20 protein-coding genes and 5 pseudogenes are annotated in these 21,946 nt (G+C 59.9%); 16 read left to right on the top strand and 9 right to left on the bottom strand.

The features are described from left to right. Positions 1–7: 7 nt before the first annotated feature. From ACTJKE_RS31965 to ACTJKE_RS31980, 4 genes are read left to right on the top strand one after another with little or no spacing between them, the layout of a single operon-like run. Entirely contained in the window at positions 8–1,417 is a 1,410-nt protein-coding gene (locus ACTJKE_RS31965) for an aspartate ammonia-lyase (RefSeq protein ID WP_440693472.1), read from the top strand. A 13-nt stretch (positions 1,418–1,430) separates the two neighbouring features. Beyond that, the gene (locus ACTJKE_RS31970) at positions 1,431–2,225 is read left to right on the top strand and encodes a phosphotransferase (protein ID WP_440661640.1); all 795 of its coding nucleotides are present in this window, start codon (positions 1,431–1,433) and stop codon (positions 2,223–2,225) included. After that, entirely contained in the window at positions 2,222–2,665 is a 444-nt protein-coding gene (locus ACTJKE_RS31975) for an Lrp/AsnC family transcriptional regulator (protein ID WP_058328392.1), read from the top strand. The genes ACTJKE_RS31970 and ACTJKE_RS31975 overlap by 4 nt, the downstream gene beginning before the upstream one ends. A 23-nt stretch (positions 2,666–2,688) precedes the next feature. Continuing rightward, positions 2,689–3,615, top strand: coding sequence for a homocysteine S-methyltransferase family protein (locus ACTJKE_RS31980; protein WP_058328391.1), 927 nt, complete (start codon positions 2,689–2,691; stop codon positions 3,613–3,615). 254 nt (positions 3,616–3,869) lie between these two features. Here ACTJKE_RS31980 and ACTJKE_RS31985 read toward each other — a convergent pair whose 3' ends face one another. Then, positions 3,870–4,826, bottom strand: coding sequence for a LysR family transcriptional regulator (locus ACTJKE_RS31985; RefSeq protein ID WP_440693474.1), 957 nt, complete (start codon positions 4,824–4,826; stop codon positions 3,870–3,872). A gap of 130 nt (positions 4,827–4,956) precedes the next feature. Between ACTJKE_RS31985 and ACTJKE_RS31990 the strand changes: the two genes are divergently transcribed. The 5 genes and pseudogenes from ACTJKE_RS31990 to ACTJKE_RS32010 all read left to right on the top strand — a co-directional run bounded on the left by ACTJKE_RS31990 (position 4,957) and on the right by ACTJKE_RS32010 (position 12,017). Further along, complete coding sequence (locus ACTJKE_RS31990) at positions 4,957–6,645, top strand: GMC family oxidoreductase (protein WP_440693476.1); 1,689 nt, start codon at positions 4,957–4,959, stop codon at positions 6,643–6,645. A gap of 24 nt (positions 6,646–6,669) precedes the next feature. Next, positions 6,670–9,183 (top strand): CoA transferase, encoded by a 2,514-nt coding sequence (locus ACTJKE_RS31995; RefSeq protein ID WP_440693478.1) that lies wholly within the window; start codon positions 6,670–6,672, stop codon positions 9,181–9,183. Between the two features lie 116 nt (positions 9,184–9,299). Then, a pseudogene (locus tag ACTJKE_RS32000) lies at positions 9,300–9,671 on the top strand (glycine betaine ABC transporter substrate-binding protein); the annotation flags it as partial. Between the two features lie 297 nt (positions 9,672–9,968). Beyond that, positions 9,969–10,646, top strand: coding sequence for a hypothetical protein (locus ACTJKE_RS32005; protein ID WP_440693480.1), 678 nt, complete (start codon positions 9,969–9,971; stop codon positions 10,644–10,646). A 345-nt stretch (positions 10,647–10,991) separates the two neighbouring features. Next, positions 10,992–12,017 (top strand): IS1595 family transposase, encoded by a 1,026-nt coding sequence (locus ACTJKE_RS32010; RefSeq protein WP_440661642.1) that lies wholly within the window; start codon positions 10,992–10,994, stop codon positions 12,015–12,017. Here ACTJKE_RS32010 and ACTJKE_RS32015 read toward each other — a convergent pair. Further along, positions 12,014–12,475: a hypothetical protein gene (locus tag ACTJKE_RS32015; protein ID WP_440661643.1), complete on the bottom strand. Its 462-nt coding sequence runs from the start codon at positions 12,473–12,475 to the stop codon at positions 12,014–12,016. The genes ACTJKE_RS32010 and ACTJKE_RS32015 overlap by 4 nt on opposite strands. Before the next feature lie 78 nt (positions 12,476–12,553). Here ACTJKE_RS32015 and ACTJKE_RS32020 point away from each other — a divergent pair. From ACTJKE_RS32020 to ACTJKE_RS32035, 4 genes and pseudogenes are all read left to right on the top strand, one after another. Further along, positions 12,554–13,195 (top strand): annotated as a pseudogene (locus ACTJKE_RS32020) (glycine betaine ABC transporter substrate-binding protein); the annotation flags it as partial. Positions 13,196–13,297: 102 nt separating this feature from the next. Beyond that, positions 13,298–14,182 (top strand): ABC transporter permease, encoded by an 885-nt coding sequence (locus ACTJKE_RS32025; RefSeq protein WP_440693482.1) that lies wholly within the window; start codon positions 13,298–13,300, stop codon positions 14,180–14,182. After that, positions 14,175–15,254, top strand: coding sequence for a quaternary amine ABC transporter ATP-binding protein (locus ACTJKE_RS32030; RefSeq protein WP_058328387.1), 1,080 nt, complete (start codon positions 14,175–14,177; stop codon positions 15,252–15,254). The genes ACTJKE_RS32025 and ACTJKE_RS32030 overlap by 8 nt, the downstream gene beginning before the upstream one ends. An 89-nt stretch (positions 15,255–15,343) precedes the next feature. Continuing rightward, a pseudogene (locus tag ACTJKE_RS32035) lies at positions 15,344–15,599 on the top strand (alcohol dehydrogenase catalytic domain-containing protein); the annotation flags it as partial. Positions 15,600–15,875: 276 nt separating this feature from the next. Here ACTJKE_RS32035 and ACTJKE_RS32040 read toward each other — a convergent pair. Beyond that, positions 15,876–16,106: pseudogene (locus ACTJKE_RS32040) on the bottom strand (transposase); the annotation flags it as partial. Between the two features lie 144 nt (positions 16,107–16,250). Beyond that, the gene (locus ACTJKE_RS32045) at positions 16,251–16,454 is read right to left on the bottom strand and encodes a hypothetical protein (protein ID WP_440693484.1); all 204 of its coding nucleotides are present in this window, start codon (positions 16,452–16,454) and stop codon (positions 16,251–16,253) included. Between the two features lie 469 nt (positions 16,455–16,923). Between ACTJKE_RS32045 and ACTJKE_RS32050 the strand changes: the two genes are divergently transcribed. Further along, positions 16,924–17,469 carry a class I SAM-dependent methyltransferase gene (locus ACTJKE_RS32050; protein WP_058325852.1) on the top strand — a complete coding sequence of 182 codons (546 nt, stop codon included), beginning with the start codon at positions 16,924–16,926 and terminating at the stop codon, positions 17,467–17,469. Between the two features lie 309 nt (positions 17,470–17,778). On the opposite strand, the pseudogene ACTJKE_RS32055 reads toward ACTJKE_RS32050, so the two are convergent. The 3 genes and pseudogenes from ACTJKE_RS32055 to ACTJKE_RS32065 all read right to left on the bottom strand — a co-directional run. Continuing rightward, positions 17,779–17,874 (bottom strand): annotated as a pseudogene (locus ACTJKE_RS32055) (DUF6494 family protein); the annotation flags it as partial. Positions 17,875–18,365: 491 nt separating this feature from the next. Further along, the gene (locus tag ACTJKE_RS32060; protein ID WP_058325850.1) at positions 18,366–18,635 is read right to left on the bottom strand and encodes a hypothetical protein; all 270 of its coding nucleotides are present in this window, start codon (positions 18,633–18,635) and stop codon (positions 18,366–18,368) included. A gap of 20 nt (positions 18,636–18,655) precedes the next feature. Beyond that, entirely contained in the window at positions 18,656–18,955 is a 300-nt protein-coding gene (locus ACTJKE_RS32065; RefSeq protein WP_058325849.1) for a DUF982 domain-containing protein, read from the bottom strand. 227 nt (positions 18,956–19,182) lie between these two features. Between ACTJKE_RS32065 and ACTJKE_RS32070 the strand changes: the two genes are divergently transcribed. Next, on the top strand, positions 19,183–19,857 hold the full coding sequence (locus tag ACTJKE_RS32070; protein ID WP_058325848.1) for a hypothetical protein: 675 nt from the start codon (positions 19,183–19,185) through the stop codon (positions 19,855–19,857). Beyond that, entirely contained in the window at positions 19,858–20,292 is a 435-nt protein-coding gene (locus tag ACTJKE_RS32075) for an RES domain-containing protein (RefSeq protein WP_440693486.1), read from the top strand. Between the two features lie 84 nt (positions 20,293–20,376). On the opposite strand, the gene ACTJKE_RS32080 is transcribed toward ACTJKE_RS32075, so the two are convergent. After that, a complete protein-coding gene (locus ACTJKE_RS32080; protein ID WP_440691910.1) occupies positions 20,377–21,306 on the bottom strand; it encodes an SDR family NAD(P)-dependent oxidoreductase in 930 nt (309 codons plus the stop codon). Positions 21,307–21,417: 111 nt separating this feature from the next. Next, positions 21,418–21,876: a MarR family winged helix-turn-helix transcriptional regulator gene (locus tag ACTJKE_RS32085; RefSeq protein ID WP_063891506.1), complete on the bottom strand. Its 459-nt coding sequence runs from the start codon at positions 21,874–21,876 to the stop codon at positions 21,418–21,420. Positions 21,877–21,946: the final 70 nt, after the last annotated feature.

The following is a 21,946-nucleotide window of genomic DNA, read 5'->3' on the forward strand; positions in this document are numbered from 1 at the left end:
GGAAATCATGTCAAAGCCACGCGTCGAAACTGATCTACTCGGACCCCGGGCGCTTCCGGCAGACGCCCTGATCGGTATTCATACACTGCGTGCAACGGAGAACTTCGACGTCTCCGGGATCAGGCTCCAGGATTTTCCTGAGTTCGTGCAATCCTTGGGAATGGTGAAGCAGGCTGCCGCCACAACCAATCTTGAACTGGGGCTTCTCTCTCCTTCCGTCGCACAGGCGATTGAACGGGCCTCCAGCAGGCTGATTGTCGGCGAAATCCTCGCGCCGCATTTTCCGGTCGACATGATGCAGGGCGGGGCGGGGACCTCGACCAACATGAACGTCAACGAGGTAGTCGCCAATCTTGCGTTGCAGGACCTGGGGCGCCTGCCAGGCAGCTACGATGCGATCAACCCAAATGATCACGTGAATCTCTCCCAGTCGACCAACGACGTTTACCCGACCGCGATTCGGCTGACCGTGCTGCGGGAAGGTGAGAAATTGATCTCGGCTCTTTCGGCATTGGTCGCCTCGTTTCGATGCAAGGGGGAGACCTTCGCAGACATCCTGAAGGTTGGCAGGACGCAGCTCCAGGATGCCGTCCCGATGTTCCTTGGGCAGGAGTTTGAAGCCTTCGCAGAGACGCTGGAGGAAGACGTCGCACACTATCTCGGCGCCGCCGAGCTAATGCGCGAAGTCAATCTGGGTGGCACTGCGATCGGTACCGGCGTCAACGCGCCCGCCGAGTTCTCCGTGGCCGCCTGCGCACATCTATCTCGCATCTCTGGCGTTACCCTTCGACCCGCGCGCAACCTCGTCGAGGCGACGTCCGATACCGGCGCCTTCGTTTCGATCTCGGGCGCGCTCAAGCGCATGTCGGTGAAGCTTTCGAAGATCTGCAACGACCTACGCCTCCTGTCGAGCGGCCCGCGCGCTGGTTTCGGCGAAATCCGGCTTCCAGCCATGCAGGCCGGCTCGTCGATCATGCCGGGCAAGGTTAATCCGGTGATCCTCGAAATGCTGAACCAGATCGGCTTCCAGGTGATCGGCAATGACCTGGTGGTCACACTTGCAGCCAGTGCCGGGCAACTCCAGCTGAACGCGATGGAGCCGGTCATCGTGCTCAACATCCTCCAATCCATTCGGCTTCTGACGAGAGGCATGGAGGCGCTGCGTATCCGATGCATTGAAGGGATCGAAGCCGATGCAGAGCGTTGCCGGTCGCTTCACGACTCTTCGCTTGTCCATGCGGCAGCCCTCAATCCATTGGTCGGATATGCCAAGGCCGCATCCCTTGCCCGTACAGCCCTTGCGGAACGGATATCGCTGCGCGAGGTGGTCGAGCGCGAGAGCGACCTGTCTGCAGCCCAGATCGACGCGATTTTTGGCGTGAAAGCTCTCGAGATCTTTGAACCGGGGCAACACTGAAGGGAGCGGAAGAATGGCTGTTTTCACGGATCTGTCGGAGACCGACTGTAGCCAAGTCGCCATGGTTTACCGCTTGGGACGTCTGACCTCGGTCATCGGCATTGCCGACGGCGATGCCGAGACGACCTTTCTCTTCCGCTCAGAGCGCGGCGACTTCATTGTCACTTTGTTCGAAAGCGGCGCCGATCCCTTCGATCTCGAGCGTGCTTTTCGCACGATGGAAACCCTTTCTGCCGCAGGCGTACCCTGTCCGACGACGTTCCGAACCGATGCGGGCGCAGCGACGGTCACCGTGTCGGGAAAGCTCGTTGCGGTTGTCGGCTTCGTGCCGGGGGCGCGACCGAATGAGATCACCCCTGAGAAGAGCCGGGCGCTAGGGGGCTGCGTCGCGCGCATCCACCAGACCCTGAGGCGTTCCTTTGACGAAGGGCGCTCAGGCCTCCCGAAAGGTCCGGTGCACGGAGCCCTCAACCGGGACAATGTCTTCTTCCTCGACGGAGCGGTAAGTGGTGTCATTAATTTCCGCTTACGCCACGACGACATTCTGATCGCCGAACTCGGTCAGGTTTTGATGCGTTGGACGGCGCGGGCTGACGGAACTCTGGAGAAAAGGCTCGTCCAGCCCTTACTTGCTGGATATGAAGCGATCCGTCGCTTGAGCGAACCAGAACGGCAAGCCCTACCGGCGTTCGTGATGGCGGCCGCTGCTACCGAACTTGCACAAGATCGCAGGCTTACGGATCTCGAAGCGGCCACACTCAGGACCTTGCGCTCCGCCAAGGCATGTATCGAGGAGATGCAGCCATGAAGCGTATTCTCGACCGATCGGATGAGCGCATTCTAACCGAGCTGACCAGAAATGCCCGAATCCCACACGCCGAGTTGGCGGAGGTCGTCAATCTCTCGCGCAACGCCGTGCGCCAGCGGATTGAGCGGCTGGAGCGCGATGGCCTTATTCAGGGATACACGATCGTCGCTGGCGAGGGGAGGCCGCCCAGTGCAGCCGTCACCGCGATGATGTTCGTGTATCGCCACGACCGCATGCGGGGCGGTGACGTCATCCACGCGCTCAAGCGACTGCCAGAGGTGGTGTCCTGCGACGTCATGAGCGGCGAGTTCGACCTCGTCGTGCGAGTCGAGGCGAACGCCACCGACCGCATTCGCGAAATCTGGCAGGAAATATCAGCACTTCCGGGCGTTCGAGACACCCTCACAGCGTTCGCATTGTCTTCGATGATCAAGCGATGAGCCGGGCAAAAAAGGTATAAGCCATGAAACCCATTAGAATTCTCGACGGCGGCTTGAGCCGTGAACTTGTCCGGCTTGGAGCGGACCTCAGGCAGCCGGAATGGTCGGCGCTGGCGCTGATGGAGGCTCCGGAGGTCGTCAGGCGCGTGCATGAGGAGTTCATCGCCGCGGGCGCCGATGTCATCACCACCAACAGTTACGCATTGGTGCCGTTTCATATCGGCGAGGAGAGATTTCGGGCCGAGGGCCGCAGGCTGATTGCTCTTGCTGGAAGTCTTGCGCGTATAGCAGCCGATAGTGCTGGAGATCGCAAAGTGCTCGTCGCCGGATCTCTGCCGCCGATCTTCGGTTCATACGAACCGCAACTCTTCAGACCGGAGCGGGTGCAGGACTATCTTGGCCTATTGGTGGAAGAACTCGCGCCCTACGTTGATCTGTGGCTAGGTGAAACCCTGAGCCTCATGGCCGAAGCCGAGGCAGTGCAGCAGGCGATAGCGAGCACCGGTAAACCGTTCTGGATTTCCTTCACGCTTGACGACGGGCCAGGCACAGAACCAAACCCGGCAGCCCTGCGTTCCGGGGAAAGCGTGGCCGATGCTGCGCGATGGGTTGCTGGGTCGGGAGCTCAGGCACTCCTCTTCAATTGCAGCCGTCCCGAAGTTATGCAGGCAGCGGTCGAGGAGGCCTCGGGGATCTTTGGCGATTTGGGCGTTTCCCTTGATATAGGTGTTTATGCGAATGCATTCGCTTCCGATGAAGAGGGAGCGGCAAACGAAACGTTGCATTCCGTTCGAGATGATCTCTCAGCTGAGCGATATTCGAGCTTTGCCTGCGTTTGGGCGGAGAGCGGAGCCTCGATCATCGGTGGCTGCTGTGGTGTTGGTGCGTCGCATATACGGTGCGTCGCTTCTCGGCTTAATCGGCGCAAAAACGAACTCGCGGCTAGCTGAATAGCTGCCGCGATCCTGCGAACTGGCCTTTTGCAAACAATTGCGCTCGGCTTTCTCAACTGGGCTAAGCCCCCGACCGACCAAGGCCGACTGAAGCGATAAACCTCGCAATGGCTTCTCTTTTTGCTGGCGTCGCACGGGCAATTTGCGTCTTTCACGGTAGACAAGCGCTATCGGGCAACGCGTTGTCGTAACGCAGGCCTCCCTCAAAACCATGTCTCGGCGAACCACTGCCTTCACACAGACCGCCCCGACTATATCCAAACCCGGCTTATTGCATCGAAAGCAGCCATTATAGAGGGATCGCCGATACGAGCCTCCAAGCAGAGGAAACTCAGCGTCGTGGAGATTTTAACATTCTCAGCGATGACAAGGCCGTGTGCCTGTTGTTCATGAAGGGCAATCGCCTCTCGGCAAAGGCTCAATCCCACCCCTGTCCGTACCATGGCAACCATGGACGTCTCCTGATCCACTTGGGCGACTATATTTTGCCGGACGCCTAAATCGGCAAATAGGCGCGAAAGCAATCGATTGTGGACCGAGGCCTGCGGTGTGCCAATCCAAGGAAGCGATGCGAGCTGTGACCAATCCGCGCCGCGCACGAAACCGGCGAGCGATGGTGGAGCGACGACGCGATAGGTTAATTGCGCGAGCTCGCGGGCATGAAAAAGCGGTGCGGCGCTTTCTCCGGTTATCTCGGCGGAAGGATCATAATCTCTTGGGTCGCCGAGATAGAAACCGGCATCGAGTTCATTTCGCCTCAGCCCCTCCGGCACGTCGCCGCTCATGCCGTGACGTAGTGTGGTTTCTATACCCGGCCCGCTTTCGATCAGCGCCTTCAGAAACGCCCCCAACCGGGTGAACTCCGGGTCGATGATCGTGCCGATCCGTAGTTTCCCCCGCACGCGCGTCGCCAAATGTCCGGCCGTCTGGCCAAAATCTGTCAATGCCGTCAGCACCTGCTCCGCCTTGGCTGCCAGCAGGGCTCCTTCCTGCGTCAGTTCCAGCCCCGTGGAGGTTCTGCGGAACAAGGTGAGCCCGGTGTCGGCGGCAAGGCGCTTCAATTGCAGTGTGACGGCAGGTTGGGTGACGTGCAGTTGCTCCGCGGCGCGCGTGACGTTGCCCTCGCGCGCGACGGTGACGAATGCCTTCAATTTTCTCAGGTCGATTGACTGAAGCATATTAACTTTACTTATAATGCCTTGCGTCATTTGTCATTGGATTTCCGGGCCGCTCCTCCGCTATTCCTGAAAATAGAGATGAGGAGGAGGCTAAAATGCTACGGCGAATCGTCGAAGCTTATGATTGTGCGGTGTTGCATCGCAGCAGGCGGGCAAGCCGATGACCAGCCGCGCTTCTTACCGCGCCGCCGATAGTTTTGACTATATCATCGTCGGTGGAGGCTCCGCAGGCTGTCTGCTCGCCAATCGCCTCAGCCGCGATCCAGCGATGCGCGTGCTGCTGCTAGAAGCTGGCCGAAAGGACGACTATCACTGGATTCACATCCCGGTCGGCTATCTCTATTGCATCGGCAACCCGCGCACCGACTGGCTGTACAAGACCGAACCGGATGCCGGATTGAACGGCCGGTCGCTGCGCTATCCGCGCGGCAAGACGCTCGGCGGCTGCTCCTCGATCAACGGCATGATCTATATGCGTGGCCAGGCGCGCGACTTCGACGGCTGGGCGGCGACGATCGGCGATAACGCCTGGTCCTGGCAGAATTGCCTGCCCGATTTCAAGGCGCATGAGGATCATTACCGGCTGGACAACGGAGCGGATCCGAAGACCGGCGGCAACAGCCGCTTCTCCGACATGCACGGCCACGGTGGCGAATGGCGAATAGAAAAGCAGCGGCTCAAATGGGACATCCTCGAATCCTTCGCCGAGGCCGCCGTCGAGGCCGGTTTTCCGCGCTCCGATGATTTCAACAGAGGCGACAATGAGGGCGTCGGCTATTTCGAAGTCAACCAGCGATCCGGCTGGCGCTGGAACACGTCGAAGGCTTTCCTGCGCCCGGCGAAAAGCCGCCCGAACCTGACGGTCTGGACTCAGGCCCATGTCGAACGGCTGATCCTTGAAGCCGAGGCGTCCGGCCGCAAGCGTTGTGCCGGCATCGTTGTCCAGCGGCAGGGGCAAAGGGCAGAGGTCAGAGCGCGCAGGGAGGTCATCCTGTCGGCCGGCGCCATCGGCTCGCCGCAGATCCTGCAATTGTCGGGCATCGGGCCGGGCTCTCTCCTGAAGCGCCATGGTGTCGAGGTCGCCCACGACCTGCCGGGCGTCGGGGAAAATCTTCAGGACCATCTGCAGATTCGCGCGGTCTTCAAGGTCGGCAATGCCAAGACGCTGAACACGCTCGCCAACAGCCTGTTCGGCAAGGCGATGATCGGGCTCGAATACGTGCTGAAACGCAGCGGCCCCATGAGCATGTCGCCCTCGCAGCTCGGCGCTTTCACCCGGTCGGACGACAGCCAGGCGCACGCTAATCTTGAATATCACGTCCAGCCGCTGAGCCTCGACTCCTTCGGAGAACCGTTGCACAACGTACCCGCCTTCACCGCGAGTGTGTGCAATCTCAACCCGACCAGCGTCGGAAGCGTGCGCATTCGCTCCGATAAGGCCGTCGACGCCCCGGCGATTGCGCCGAACTATCTGAGCACGGAAGAGGACCGCCGCATCGCTGCCGAGAGCTTGCGGCAAGTGCGCAGGATCGTGTCGCAGCCGGCATTGGCCAAATACCAGCCTGAGGAATGGAAGCCCGGCTTGCAGTTCCAGAGCGACGAGGAACTGGCCAGGTTGGCGGGCGATATCGCCAACACCATCTTTCATCCCGTCGGGACGACGAAGATGGGCCACGATGACGATCCGATGGCAGTGGTGGATAGCCGTCTCAGGGTGCGGGGCATTGAGGGCCTGCGCGTCGTTGATGCGGGTATCATGCCGAAGATCACCAGTGGTAACACCAACGCGCCGACGCTGATGATCGCCGAAAAGGCGGCCGGCTGGATCGTCGCCGATCGGCGCGCATAGAAAACTCTTGGGGAGATAAGAGCAATGACATCGATCGCGCGTTCCGCGCTTCCGCTTTCCGGCGTTCGGGTGGTTGATTTCGGGCAATATATTGCCGGCCCGGCCGTGGCCATGATTCTTGGTGATCTTGGCGCGACCGTCGTGCATGTCGATCCGCCCGGCGGTCCGCTCTGGGACAATCCCGCCAACGCCATCCTCAATCGCAACAAGCTGATCGTCACCCTCGATCTCAAGTCGGAAGAGGGGGTGGATGAGGCAAAAGCGCTGGTCGCCGAGGCCGATATTGTCGTTGAGAATTTCCGCCCCGGCGTGCTCGCCCGGCTCGGAATCAATTTTGCGGCGCTCCGCAAGGCGCGGCCGGAGCTGATCACCCTGTCGATCCCCGGCTTTGCCTCCAACGATCAGCTTCGCCGTGACTGGAGGGCCTTCGAGGCGGTAATTGCGGCGTCCTCCGGCGTCTTCACGGATATGGGCCTCAATCGCGTGCTGATGGGCATTAACCCGTCTTTCTCGCCGCTGCCGCTCTCTTCCGCCTACGGCACAATGCTTGCGGCGTCCGCAACGGTGTTGGCGCTTCAGGCGCGCGAGCGCACCGGGCACGGTGACCACATTGAAGTGCCGCTGGCAAGTGCCGTCATGGAGGGCCTCTCCTACAATTCGATCCTGATCAACGATTATCCGCTGCGTTACCAGACCCAGCGCGAGCGGGAGATCGAGCGCCGGCGCGGCGAGGGTCTGCCGATGGATATGTCCTATGACGACCTCCAGGAGTTCCTCGATCCCTTCTATCGCAGCTATATGTGCGCCGACGGGCGGATGTTCTACGTCGTCTGCCCCAGCCACAAGAACCATGCGAAGCGCTGCCTGCAAGCCCTCGGCCTCTACGATGAGCTGGTTTCCGAGGGACTGCGCGAGGAGGAAGACACCTATCTTCCGGTCTCGCAGTGGTCGTCGGACGTTTCGCTTGGCGTCTATCCGCTCCCGAAATTCTGGGCCGACAAGATCGCGGCCCGCATGAAGGAGGTCTTCCTGAGGAAGACGGCGGCCGAATGGGAACGCGTCTTCGGGGAAGGGCTGTTTCCGGGTGCGCCACAGCGCTGGCTAAAGGAATGGATCGCCGACGATCACGCCAAGGCTGCCGGCCTCATGATCGAGGTGGACGATCCGACCCTCGGCCGCATGATCCAGCCGGGGCCGATGGCGTGGCTGCAAGAGAGCGCGGAAGCCATGTTAACGCCGCACCCGCGGCGTTGGGGGACCTTTAAGGACGCGCTGGCGATGCTTTCCGGTATAGAGCGGCCGTCCTTGCCGGCGCCGACGGCCGACGCCCCCGGCGGCTGGCTGGACGGCGTAAAAGTTCTCGATCTCTGCAACGTGATCGCCGGTCCACATTCGGTCGCCTATCTTGCCCGCTTCGGTGCGGAGGTGATCAAGATCGACCCGGCCAAGCCGCTTTATGACTGCTGGAACACCGTGATCTTCGGCATGTCGCACATGCGCGGAAAGCAGTCCGTGTTGCTGAACATAGGTTCGCCCGATGGCCGCGTCGTCTTCGAAGAACTGGTGCGCTCCGTCGATGTCGTCGTCTGGAATGCCACCGACCGTCAGGTCAAGGCGATGGGGCTCGATGCCGAAAGCCTGAGGGCGCTCAACCGCCAAGCGATCTTCTGCCAGCTCGATTGCTTCGGCGGCCCGCGCACCGGCCCGCGCACCGACTATCTCGGCTATGACGATCTCGTGCAATCGGCAACTGGCATCATGCTGCGCTTCGGCGGCTCGATGGAAACGCCGGAGGAACACGCCCATGTCGGCACCATCGATGTCATGTGTGGCTTCGGCGCGGCGCTCGGCATTGCCGCGGCCCTCTACCAGAAATCCCGAACCGGGATCGTCGGCCGCCCGCGCACCTCGCTGTCGGCGCTAACCGGCCTCGCACAGATACCGTTCTGCTACGATTATGCCGGGCGTGGCCCCTTCGATGAGCCGTCCGGCCGCGAGACCAAGGGATATCATGCCCTGTCGCGGCTCTACGAAACGGCATCCGGAGATCACCTTCTTTTGTGCGCCTCGGAAGCCGACCTTCCGCGCTTCGGCAAGGTTGAAGGTCTGGGGGGCATTGTCGGGATGGCGGCATCCGATCGCGAGGCCTATCTCGCGGAGGCCTTTATGACCGCACCCGCGGAAACCTGGCAGCAGCGGCTGCGGGAAGCCGATATCGGCGTGTCGCTTTGCAAGAACATCGAAACGATCCGCAGCCGCAGTGCCCGCATTGCCGACGGTACGCCGGGGATCGACCGAGGCAGCTATTCCTTCTCGATCTTCCCGAACCATCCGAGCGGGCACACAGTCACACAGCTCGATCCCTTCGCCATCCGTCCGGCTGTTGGCAAGGTCACGGCCATCGCCCCGGCGGAGAAGTACGGAGCCTCCACGCGCGCCGTTCTCCGGTCCCTGAACTACACCGACGCCGAGATCGACCGGCTGATCGCCTCCGGCACGATCAGCGAAACCTGGAGTGCGGAGTATCTGCCAAGCTAGCAGGAAACGGCGGCTTCGGGTTCTGAGGAGGATACCGGAGCCGCCGGCGGCCCGCTGAGGTACGCGGTGGCGTCGACGGGCTTAAACTTCAACATCGCCCATAGGGAGGAAGTGCCATGAAAGAACTTTTTGCCTCGACATGCCTTGCAGCAGCCATGTTGACCTTCGGCAATGCTGCGCAGGCTGCGGATTGCGGTGACGTCACGATCGCCAGCATGAACTGGCAGAGCGCCGAAGTGCTCGCCAGCCTGGACAAATTCATCCTGAACGAAGGTTACGGTTGCAACGCCGAAATCATACAGGGCGATACGGTCCCGACGATCACGTCGATGACCGAGAAGGGCCAACCAGACATCGCGCCGGAAGGATGGGTCGATCTTCTGCCCGATATCGTCAGCGCCGGCGTTAAGAACGGAAAGCTGGTGGTCGCATCGACCGTGCTGACCGATGGCGCGGTGCAGGGCTGGTGGATGCCGAAATACCCGGCATTAGGTAGCAAAGACCACCAAAAACGGCTTACGCATCTGAATTAGAACAGAAATTCCAGCCAAACTTCCGGTAATGCCGCTGACCTTGATGGCGCTAGTGGCAGCGTTGCGTGTGGGCCGTCATCGTGCTTCGTGCGGAAAGCGCCAAAGGGAGACATGGCGACCGACAATGCCATGGTTTCGGCGGGAGTTGCGAACAATAACGGGTTGCCTGACTAACTCTTCCTTCAACCTTTCAGTGCAGAATTCCGACGATTCTGTCACGGAAGTGCTTCGCGGCACGGAATGGGAGCGCGCATGTCCGATACCGTCTGGGTCAGCAGCGTGATGAGCGATTACTCGATCGGCAACAGGCAAGGCATCCGCGAAAAGTTCTATGGCGAGGATTGGGCACCTCCGACCTTTCAGCTCGGTGTTAAGCCGCAGAACGTGCTTGAGGCGCACTTGCGTCATAATCGCGGCGAGACACTCGAGCGGACGGATTTTCCCGAGGCTATGTATGTATTTGCCGAAAACAACTGGAAGCGGGTGGGCGATCTGTTCTGTGCCGGTCCCTTCTATGCGGTGAAGGGGAGCCTTGCCGACGTGTTGAAAGAGTTCGACCTCGGCAAGGGAGGATTGCTTGAATTTCCCATTTATGAGGCCGACAAGACGACCCGGCTTCCGGGTCCTTTCTACCTGCTCAATTTTGGCGCGGTGAAAGACAGCTTCGTGCCGAGCGAAACCCGCAGCAGGTTATTTCCCCGCCGGACGGTGGAGCGGGACGGTTACGACCTGTGGGCAACGTATGATCTCGAGGACGGCGATGTTGCGTTGACAGCGGCGGCTTTCGAGGGGGCTGACCTCTGGCACGAGCGCAAGCTTGAAAGCGGGCTCTTCATGAGTGGGCGGCTCCACGACGCCATCCAGGCGGCAAAGGTGAAGGTCAAGTTTCGGTTCGCACGGGTGCGGATCGTTAGCGGAACGCCGAGGTAGCGCCGGTAGCTTGGAAGATCGACATTGATTACGTTTCCGCGCAGCCTCTGTCGGCCTTCGACAATTAACCATTTAGAACTCCTCCGATCGACTCCCACGGGAAATCCAGGTAAGAACCTGGGTCATGTTCAGGATGATACGCATACAGCTCTGATCTCCCCGCGGCCTTCGGTCGCCGATCCGCTGTGCCTGCTGTCGACCTCTGGAGCCTGAACATGACGCTCATCGCCATCGCTACCGCCGCCATTGCCCACCGCAGCTACGCTTCGGTGTTGGCCGTCAGTGCCATGGGCGGGGGCTTGGAAATACGCCCGACCTTACTCCGGATCGCGGAGGGGTTGAGCCATGGCGAACCCCGAAGACACGCCCAAGGGCCAGCATTTCCTGCTGTCGCCAGAGTGCCGAACGCTGACGGTGCTCGATCTCGCCAAGATGCGGGATACGACTGCCTACAACTGGTTTAAGCGCCTGCGCTGGCACGAGACGGAAGGCGAGCCTTACTGCCCCAAGTGCGGAACGTTGCGCTGCCACACGATGAGCCGCGACCGCTTCAAATGCACTGAGAAGACCTGCAAGGCCGTATTCAGCGTCACCTCAGGCACCGTCTTCCATGCACGCAAGCTGAGCTTCAAGAAGATGCTCATCGCCATCTGGTTCTCGGCGAACTCGGTGAAAGGCAAGGCGGCGCTCCAGCTCTCGCGCGAGATCGGCGTGCAATACAAGACCGCCTGGGTCCTACTGATGAAGCTGCGCGAGGCCATCGCATGGCGCAGGGAGGAGATGGTGCTCGATGGCGAGGTCGAGATTGACGGCAAGTACGCTGGCGGCCACATCCGTCCTGAAAACAAGGCCGAGGATCGCATCGATCGTCGCCTCAAGAAATACCAGAACATGAAGCGTCTGTGCGCTCTTGCGATCCGCCAGCGCGGACTGGGAGGGCAGACGTTCACCCGGATCATCCGAGACGAAGACAGCAACGCAGCCTGGGCGGCCGTTCGAGATCACGTGTCGCGGGATGCGACGGTCTTCGCTGACGAGCATGGCAGTTATAACGACCTGGCTGGCCTGAACAAGCTGGAGCGCGTCAACCACTCAAAGGCCTATCAGACCGACGACGGCACGAACACCAACCAGGTCGAGAGCTTCTTCTCGCGGGTTCAACGGGCCTATGTCGGCATCCACCATCGGTTTTCGTTGAAATACTTCGACTGGTACGTGGCCGAGCTCGCGTGGCGCGAGGACTGCCGACAGGTGAGCAATCGAGGCCATACGTTCCAGGTGCTGGGCAAGGCACTGTCTCGCCCGACCTCACGCTATCTGTGTGGGTACTGGCAGGGCAACAAACCGCCGGACCTGATCTGGGAAGGCTAAGCGGCGACCTCCCACAGAACCTGACGGCCGTCGAAATGGCCGGACTGCCGAACGCGTCCCGCAGTCGTCAGTTGGGTAAGGACCGCCGACAGGCGGTGTGCGATGTCTGAGAGATTGGCTGGCTCGCTTGGGATGCCGAGCTTGGAGGCGAACTTCGCTGCGCAGTCGGTCACCGAAATCGGTTCTCCTGCTTCGCGCAGGACCTCCAAGACGGCTTGGCGCTTGTTTACGCCGCCCATCGCCGCTTTCACCTCGGATGACGACGGCTTTGCCTTTCGAGAGCGGTTACCCTGTTCAGGTCTCGTCAGCGCGGATGCCTGGTAGTCGGGCTCGTAGCTCAGGATGACGCGGTCCAGCGCTCTCATCAGTCCCTGAATCTCGGTTTGCTCCGTTGCAATCTGTTGCAACCTTTCAACTAAGGCGGCCCGCTTCTGCTTCAACTCGTACGCTACACTCATTCGAGGCTCCGTTTTCACCGGAACCAGGGTAGTCGGGATGCCATTTCAGGTCTGGTGGTTTTTGCTACCTAATGCCGGAAATACCTCGCCGACGCTCATCCGGACATCAAGACAATCGATGATGTCCTCAAGCATCCGGAACTGTTCCCGGACCCCGAAGACAAATCGAAAGGTGCGATCCACAATGGCCCACAGGGCTGGGGTGGCACGGTCGTGACCAGCCAGCTCTACAAGGCCTATGGCGGCGATGCGGCGAACTTCACGCTGGTCGATACGGGTTCGGCCGCCGGCCTCGACGGCTCAATCGCCAAGGCCTACGAGCGCAAGGAAGGATGGGTCGGCTACTACTGGGCTCCGACCGCGCTTCTCGGCAAGTACGAGATGGTGAAGGTCGAGCATGGCGTGCCCCATGATGCGGCCGAGTGGAAGCGCTGCAACACCGTCGCGGATTGCCCGGACCCGAAGAAAAACGACTGGCCGGAGGATACGGTCCAGACGCTCGTCACCAAGGCGTTCTCCGAGCGCGCCGGCGAGGAAGTCATGGGCTACCTCAACAAGCGCGCCTGGAGCAACGATACGGTCAACAAGCTGATGGCCTGGATGACCGACAACCAGGCGAGCGGCGACGACGGTGCCAAGCACTTCCTCGAAGAAAACGAAGCCATGTGGACGGAATGGGTGTCGCCAGAAGCCGCCGAAAAGATCAAGGCGGCGCTCTGATCCCGTTTAAGACGTTGCTAGCGCGCCTCGATGAAACATGCCGCGCCGGCAACGAATACGCACGTCGAAGGATACGCTTACCGTTATCGAGGAGGATAAACTTTGGATTGGCTATTCAGCTTTCCGCACATGGATGATGCGTCTTTGCGCGATCTCAAGAAGGCGATCGACGAGGGGTTTCGCGGTTTCACTCGTGCCTATGGCGACGGTCTTGAAGCGATTTTTGAGCCGCTACAGCACTTTCTGATCTGGTCCGAGCGTTTCATGACGAAGCCCTGGCCGATCATCCTCCTACTGATAGCTGCTGTCGCCTGGTTCGCCAGCCGGAACTGGAAGATCGTCGCTGGCACGGTCGTCACGCTCCTGCTGATCGGCTACTTCGACATGTGGGACGACACGATGAAGACGGTCTCGATGATCTTTGTCTGCACGGTCCTGTCGATCGTAGTCGGTATTCCCATCGGTATCGCCATGTCACGCTCTGATCGGGTGCAGAACGCGATCAATCCGGTCCTCGACGTCATGCAGACCATGCCGAGCTTCGTCTATCTCATTCCTGTCGTCATGCTGCTCGGCATCGGCAAGGTTCCGGGGTTGATCGCTGTCGTTATCTACGCCATCCCGCCGATGATCCGTCTCACAAATCTCGGTATCCGCCTCGTTGACAAGGATGTACTCGAAGCCGCCGATGCCTTCGGGTCCTCTAACTGGCAGAAGCTGAAGAACGTGCAGATGCCGCTTGCGCTCCCCACCATCATGGCCGGCATTAACCAGACGATCATGATGGCGCTCGCCATGGTGGTCATCGCCTCGATGATCGGCGTGCAGGGTCTCGGCCAGCCGGTGCTGAAGGCGATTTCCAACCAGTATTTCACGCTCGGCATTTTCAACGGTCTCGCCATCGTCGGCATCGCCATCATCTTCGACCGCGTCAGCCAAGCTTTCGGCGCGCGCCTTCAAAAGCACCGGGAGGTGGTTCATGGGTAACAAAAAAATTGGTGGCTTCGGCATCGAAATCAAAAAGCTCTACAAAATATTCGGTCCAAATGGTGCGGATTGCGTCAAGCTTGTCGAGCAAGGTGTCACGAAGACGGAATTGAACGCAAAACATGGCCATGTCCTCGGTCTGAGAGACATCAACATCTCGATGCCGGCTGGCGGCATTCAGGTGATCATGGGCCTTTCTGGATCGGGAAAGTCCACTCTTATCCGCCACATCAACCGCCTTATTGATCCAACATCAGGTGAAGTCGTCATCGGCGACGAGGATGTGGTCAAGATGGACGCCGTGCAGTTGTGTGAGTTCCGTCGGCATCAGACCGCTATGGTGTTCCAGAAGTTTGCGCTCCTTCCGCACCGCACCGTTCTCGAAAACACCCTCTATGGCCTGGAGATACAAGGGGCACCTCGTAACCGGCAGGTCGACTGCGCCATGCGGTGGATCGAACGTGTCGGACTCAAGGGTTTCGAGAGCAAATATCCCAATCAGTTGTCGGGCGGTATGCAACAGCGTGTCGGTCTTGCTCGTGCGCTGGCGAACGATGCGCCGATCCTGCTGATGGACGAGGCGTTTTCTGCGCTGGACCCGCTCATTCGCGTCGACATGCAGACCGTACTCCTCGATCTACAGAAGGAGATCAAGAAGACGATCGTATTCATCACCCATGATCTTGACGAGGCGCTCAGGCTTGGAGATCGCATTGCGATTTTGCGGGATGGAGAAGTCGTACAGCAGGGCACCGGGCAGGACATCGTGATGAACCCTGCCGACGATTACATCGCCAACTTTGTTCGGGAGGTGAACCGTTCCCGCGTCATCAATGTTGAGACGGTTGCCACCGCGCTGAATGCTTCGGCCCGTGAGTTAAAGATCTCGGTGCCGGCCGGCGCGAAGTTGGAGGAAGCCGCAAGAGCGATGACGCTGGCCGGGGAAAACGAGATCGCCGTTGTCGATGCCGCCGGTCAGGCCATAGGTGTGCTGACGCTGCCCCAAGCGGTTGACGCCATGGTCAATTCGCAAGTGGCCTGCTCTACGCCCAACGCAAAGAAAGTCGCGTAGGCAAGAATGGGAAGCTCAGATGTTTGACGCCGTCCTGATCGAGAAGTCCGACAGCGGGCAGGAGGACGCTCTTGCGACCNGCCGGTGGTCGCAGTTTCCCGATGGTGCCTGGGATCGATTTTGAGGGCGTCGTTGCCGAAAGTTCCAATTCCGCCTTTGAGCCGGGTGATCGGGTTGTCTGAGCGGCTGGGGCGTTGGGGAACGGCATTGTGGGGTGGACTGGCGGCCAGGGCGCGTGTGAGTGGAGACTGGCTGGTGCCTTTACCGGAAAGCGTCAGCCTCCGGGACGCCATGGCGATAAGGACCGGCGGCTACACGGCAATGCCAGTGATGAAACTGTCTCGACGGCGCCGCCTGTACACTGCTTGTTCCGGTTTCGTGCGTCTACGATCGCATAATGTATCGACTGGAAGCGGATCTTCTCCTGCTGAGGATTCCGGACCCGAGCGACGTTAATTTTGTGAGCCGGCGGCGACGGATGGGGGAGCGGAAACGAATGCTCAGTCCGCCGCTGAGCAGTCGCCCTCGTTCTGGAACAGGATGCCGGCGGCCTCAAATGGCAGCCTGATCAGTTTCAGATTGCTTTCTCGCATCTCTCCCCCTTTTCAAACGCTCGAGGCTGCCATGCCGTCGGGCGATGCTCATTGCCCATGCTTTGAGCCAGCACCTTTTCACCAGCCGCGTCAGCATCGACTGCGCTGCCTCATACAGAAGCGCGCGCAGCATGACATCTCCGCAAAGGGAGACATGGATCCGTTTGCTCTCGCCGGACTGGTTGAGCACCGGCGTGAGCCCCAGTACGGCTCCAAGCGCCCGCGAATGGCGGAACCGGCTGGGAATGTCGATCGTCGAAGGCGGATTCGCAGGAAAAAATTTGAAGGAGTTTCGCGGTTGCCACGGTCAGTGACGGGCGCGCGCGGCCGTGCCGGCGCTGCACCAGTCCGGTAAGAAGACATCTCAGGGTCTCTGCTGCCGCTCACGGAATCGTAACGATGCCTAGGCATGCGATGATGACGAATGCTCGTTGGTGACCTTCGCGGCGCCGACCCACGTTCCGGCGGTCGATGGTACCTCACGCTCACGCTCCGCCGGGAACATGGAGATGGCAAACAGCCGCCGAGACGGGATGTCGGCAGCGCTCGCCATCGTGCAGCCTCCGCGCTGCGAAATGCCGACGTAACCGTAGCAGGGGCGTTGCATACTGTAAGCTACTTCCCTTTTGGCGACCGCATTGCGCATGTCAACGCTGGCTACCGCCTCGGCTATCGGTCGTCCGGATTTCCATAACCACTCGGGGCTTCACCCTTGTTGAGCGATGGCTGAAGATGGCGATCAGCAGTTCCTAGGGTAAGCGGCCCTGTTGCAAAAATCGCCTGCGTGAGGGTTTTTGCGACGACTATTTGCAGCGGATAATTTGATGAGTGATTTCAAGTGGCGGCATTTTCGCGGAGACGTGATCCGGATAGTCGTGTGGCCTGTGTCGTGCTCGATACCCAACTGCCAGGCATGTCCGGCCTCGCATTGCGGACCCGAAACGGTTCAGCCGCTCACCGCTACCAGTTGATCGGATTGGAGAGAGGCCGACGCCTGACGAATGATAGCACCGCGCCGGCGCCAATTGGAGCCATCCTAGCCGCGCTCGATTCCATGACCCGGAGGGACGATAAGTATGCCGACACGTGCCACACTGAAAGAAACGCGTGCTGAACGCAGACGTAAAGACTCCCGGCTCGAAAAATTGCTCTTCCGCCTGGAGGCCCAGCACATCTGCCTCGAATGGGCCTTCAGAGAGATAGCCGGCCGTCCGGGCATTGTCTTCGAGATGGGGCTGGGTCACGGTCGCACCTACGACCACTTGCGCATCCATCTGCCGGAGCGCGAGATCTATGTGCTGGATCGCGAGATCGACTGTTTCGCCGACTGCACGCCGCCACAGAACTATTTACTGCTCGGCGACATCGAGCAGACGCTTGCTGCCGCAGCCACCCGCTTTGGCGGACAAGTCATCCTGGCGCATGCGGATATGGGTTCATATGTCGAAGCGAACAATATTGCGACAATCGCCAAACTGAGCCGATGCCTCCCGGCGGTCCTTTCGCCGCATGCCATCGTCCTGTCCGATTTGCCGCTCGAACTTGCGGGGACGCGTCCGCTGCCGCATCCGCCGGGCGCGCCCAAAGACACGTATTTTCTCTACGTCAACGAGGCGACGTGATCCGCTGACGTGCCGCTACGGGAGAACGTTGACTGCGCGGGCCGCAACGAGGACGAGAGTCAGGAGCGAGATCGCGCTTTCGGCCATCATCAACATTTTCGCCCGTCGTGTCAGCGGTAGCACGTCGGTTGGGCTGAACGCCGTCGCAGCGTTGTATCCAAGGGACAGATAGTCGAGGAACATTGGCCGCCAGTCGGATGACGTGGCTTCCGGTGCTGTCGCCTGCGGAAAGAGCCAATCCGGTTTTGCGCTCGCGCCGTGGAACGTAGGGGCCGCCTCGGTCGATTTGCCAACAGGGAGAAGGTGAGAACCTTCGCGCACCGTATCCTCGATCTTGCGCTGCGAGGTGATGCCGACTTCCTTCAGGAACTTGCGGATCGACATGTTGAAGGCGTCTTCGCTCATGTCGGAACTCCATTGTGTCCGGAAGGGATTGTAAGGGAAGGCGCGCGGTCAAGGAAGCAGGACGGTGAGGCGCGGCGCTACAAACCCACTGCGACACGGGCGGAGGTTCCTGCGCTTTTGAACTTAATCGGTTCTGGGAGGAGGCGTGGAACGATCCACGCGCGGCGGGAGGAGCTCGAAAATCGCATAATGTATCGTCCGGAATTGACGCTACGAGGCTTGGCGCGCTGGGTGTCGGTTATCGCTTTTAGCCGTATCGTTGACAGCTCTCCCATCTCCGTCAAGCTTGAGCACCTCACCGTGCGGGGCGAGCTTGGAAAATCTTGAAGTAAACCGATCCACGTAAATGTCGCCCGCACCCTAGCGCGGGGATCGGAAATGATTGTCGCGGCAGTCTATCGTCGGCGATCGCGCCGCATCTTCAACTGGAGCATCATCGATGGCGAATGGTTCAGACGATTGGCGCGCCATGAGGACGGCGCGCCACATGTCTAGTTGATTGTCGTGTCGTCGAACCCTTTGTCATGCTCATGCATGGGGCCGGACTTTGAACGGCCCGCTTCGCGCCACATTGCTGCTTCGAAAAGAGCTGTCTCGTCGCGAATACCAGCCCGATATTCATGCAACAGGTAAGTCGCGAGGTGGTCGGCACGCTCGCTGGGCCGATCAATCTGGCACCACATGCAAACCCGGTCGAAGATCCTTTGCAGGAAGTTCAACTCGGTCGGGCTTATCCAGGCACTTTCCACTGGGTCAAACATCGGAGCATTCCCATCCTGACCTATGCGGCATTGCGCCTGTCATCGCTTCTCGAGCTGGTGCGGTGGGCTAGCCCATTCGCTGGGAGGCCCGCCTCCAGACACGCAGCGACGAAAGCTTCACGCGCGATCGCAACCGGCATCTTTCGGTTAAGGGCGCGCCGACAGACTTCGACGGCTTGCTCGTAGCGCCGTCCGCGACGTCGCGGCCACTCGTTCTCCAGAAAAACGAGCGCGTCGAACACCGATGAAAAGGTGCGATTGTTGCCGTTCTGGAACGTTACCTGCAACGGTACAGACCATGGCATCTCCGGAAGATACATGTTTCCCTCCTTCCTATCTAACCGGATGAAAGAAGACGGAAAATCATCTGGGAATGCTGAGATTGGTTTTCAAGACCTCCGACACCAGGCGTTTGGCGATCAGGATGGTGGTGGGCGCGGCAGGACTCGAACCTGCACTGCCCGAATGCCGCCGTATGTTTACGAACTTAACAAACTTGACGAACTTCTACATCTTGCCTAAATTGTAGCGCAGGAGACTGAAGACCATGCCCACTACGAAAACTGTTGCTAACGAGCCCCGAAACGCTTCTTCCGACATTGCGCTCTCGATGAAGCTGCCCCGGAAGGCAGATTTTGAGAAGGCGTTGATCAGGCAATACGCTAAGGCGATTAAGCTGAGCCGAAAGGCCGGCCATCAGGTCAGTTTCCGCGTCGTCGTGGATCCGCTGGCCGGAGCGCAGACGATTTCAGTCGTGGAAGAAGAACCGCAGTCTCGTCAGGTTGCGTTTCCGGTTGAAGAGGCGCCAGAGCCGGATGACGAGCTCCAGGCAGCGTTGACTGCAGCACGGGAGCGCGGCCAGCGTCGTGTGGCGGAGATTCTCGCGGAGGATGATATGCTGAGCGCGGAAACGTTCGCGGACCTGCTCGGCGTTTCGCGTGTCACGGTCAACACAAAGCGGCAGAACGGGCAGGTTCTCGGTCTCGACGGAGCCAAGCGGGGTTTCCGTTTTCCGTCATGGCAACTCGATCGGGACGGTCGGCCCTATGCCGTCCTTCCGAAACTGCACGAGATCCTCGGCGGTGCATGGGCGGTTTACCGCTTCCTTGTCACGCCACATGGTGGTCTGGACGGCCGGAAGGCTCTGGATGCGCTGAAACGTGGTCAGGACGGTGAAGTGGTTGCAGCGGCCGAGAGTGTCGCCCGCGGTGATTTTCGCTGAATGACGGGAATCAAGCCGCCCGCGGGGTTCGAAAATTCCGTGCTCGACATCGAGACCATTCCTGCCGGTCGTCGATTTGGACGAATCTATGCGAGTGCCTTTCCCGACCCGCTAGGATATGGAAAGACGCCGAGCCGGTTCAGTGATCCCCGCCGGCGTGACCCGGCAAGGCGGTTTGGCGTCGTCTACCTTGGCGACACGCTCAAGGTCTGCTTCCTGGAAGCGGTCCTGCGTGATAGGCGCGATGGTCTCGTCGGCGATATCCCGATATATCGGCTTAAATCAGCAGGTCGGCTATTGACTGCTGTCGACCCCTCCAGGTCGTACCTTGACCTGGATGTGAGCATCTGCTTCGGCCAAAAGCTATCGTCCATCGAGTGCGCAGCTGCCAGTCGCTACGCACTCGAGGATTCGGCTCAGTGGCCGGTGAATTAATCGCAAAGCCATGGCATTTTCGAGGTGGACGATGCAGCTCCGAAACATGCGTTCCGGATCGCCCCGGTTAGCGACCTGGATTAGTCACCCTGATATATCCGCCCCAAAACGCACAGGATTCTCATTTCGGTCGAGTGACGTTTGCGTTTCACGGACGAAGCGCGCCCGGTTCGCGTTGACGAAAGCTTCTACGGTCATCAGCGGGCCACCAATAATCTTCGTGCCGATGTCATCGAGACCGGCGAGGAGACCCTCTTGCTGGTCCAGCTCCGCAGCTTCGAAGTGCCGCCGCAAGACGGTGTCATCCTCGAGCCCCGCGAGCTCCAGAAAGGCCGATACGGTAAGCTGCTCGAAGGGCAGATCGACTCCGAGGACCCGACCAACCTCTGCTGCGAGCTCCTCGTGACTATACTCCTTCGGGCCGTGCAGCTGGTAGGCTTGGCCGCCGTGGCCTTCCGGTTTCTCCAGGATGTTGGCGATGATCTTCGCCGTATCGGCCGCGGCCAGCGGAGCAAAGCGGCCATCCTTGTTGAATGGCATGACGTAGCGGCCGCGCTGGATGAATGTCGAGATGTAGAGGAGCCACTCGGCGAAGAAGGTGATGCGCAAGTTCGTCGTCGGGATGCCTGACCACTTGAACACCTGCTCCGAAAGCCAATGGTTCTGGGTCACCTTGCTGCGCGCGTCGGGCCTGGATTGCTTGTGGGACAAGTTGACGATGTGCTCGACGCCCTGCTCTCTCGCCACCTGTGCGAAGATGACTGCCGCCTCCACGAGACCGTCGGCAATGGGATAGCAGAAGTAAGCGCGGTCGACGCCGTCGAAAGCCAGCCGCATATCGCGCAGGCTGGTGATGTCCCCATAAACGATCTCGGCACCCAGACTGGCCAGCTCCTGCGAGCGAGCGTCCTCCCGACGAGCGAGGGCGCGGACCTTTAGGCCTTTCTTCAGCAGTTCCTTCACGGTCGGACGCCCCGTATCTCCGGTTGCACCGGTCACCAGAATCGTTGTCATCGCATTTCTCCTTTCGATAATGGCATCAGGCGCTCCGCGGCGTCCTAATGCTGCATATACAACACATAGGAAGCAGTGTTGTATATGCAATACCATAATTTCAGATTCCGGCTAATCGCGCGGAATGTCGTCCGCGACGGTCTTGATTGCGCTCAAGCCTGCTTGCCCAAGCAGCTTGGACGCTCGTTCCTGCCCCGCCCGCCAGGCCGGCATGGATGAAAACAGCAGGTCTTCGCCAGCTTTGCTCAGCCGAAGGGGGCGCTGACGACCTTGAACCTTGTCGGGGACCTCTTCGATCCATCCCGCGTCCAGCATCAGCTTGAGGTTTCTCGTCAAGGTGGAGCGATCGAGGCAGTTGGCTCGGCCGATTTCGGCACGCGTCGCGACGCCCATCCGCATGATTGAACCGAGTAAGGTGTGTTGCGACGACACTAGGCCGAACGGCCGCAGTTCCTCGTCGAAGATGTTGGTCATGACGCGTGAGATAAGGCGCGCCCGCGAAATTACGCAGGCATCTTCCAGTTCCCGCAGCATTGCTCGTCTATCGTCGGGTAGGGAACGCAGGTTCATAGTCTCTCGATGATGCATCTACAACATGTAGTCAACCAGTATCGCGTTTCAAGGAGGATACGAAACCCTG

The organism is Ensifer sp. 22521 (genome assembly GCF_052044795.1).
Lineage (GTDB): Bacteria > Pseudomonadota > Alphaproteobacteria > Rhizobiales > Rhizobiaceae > Ensifer.